General features: G+C 34.1%; 1 protein-coding gene. It reads left to right on the top strand.

All coding sequences use genetic code 11. The features are described 5' to 3' along the window. Nucleotides 1–207 precede the first annotated feature (207 nt). A complete protein-coding gene (locus tag NC799_RS18345; protein WP_272447860.1) occupies nucleotides 208–462 on the top strand; it encodes a hypothetical protein in 255 nt (84 codons plus the stop codon). The last annotated feature ends 93 nt before the right edge of the window (nucleotides 463–555 follow it).

The raw sequence follows: 555 nt of genomic DNA, 5'->3' as shown, positions 1-555 counted from the left end.
CAATAGCTTCTTTTTGTTCCTGTGAATATCGTATTCTATTTCTCCCTGTCATATTAAATCGACCTCCGTGTTATTTACTTAACTATAACACTAAAGTATCGTACGACATCTATCCTAACAGAGGGGGTTTTGTGGTTCATTTTTTAAATACCAAACAAAATGGTTTATAATAAAGCTATAGTATATTGAGACAAAGGTGGTGTAGAAATGGCAATTCGTAAGGAAGACTTATATAAGATGGTGGAATCTTTAAATGATGAAGATAAGAAAGCAGCCTTTGACTTTATGGAATTTTTAATTGAGCGTTCCAAGAACAAAAAACCAGAATCATGGCAAAAGATTGATGAGTTAGAAAGAGACAATGATCCTTTAACAGAAGAAGAACTCGAGCAGTTAGAAAGTAAAGATGGATACATTTCAGGGGAGGATGGTATGTCAACACTAAACTGGACAAATTTATAAAGGAACATAAACTTGTTTATAGCGTTAAAAGTCTAGTGTTCTATTGGAAGTTAGAACGTACCATTTTGTCACTTGACTTTGAGCCTCTACGGG

The sequence above is a fragment of the Aquibacillus salsiterrae genome (assembly GCF_028416595.1).
Classification (GTDB): domain Bacteria; phylum Bacillota; class Bacilli; order Bacillales; family Amphibacillaceae; genus Aquibacillus_A; species Aquibacillus_A salsiterrae.
Note: the sequence above shows the minus strand (reverse complement) of the source record. Positions and strands in the feature narration are given on the sequence as shown.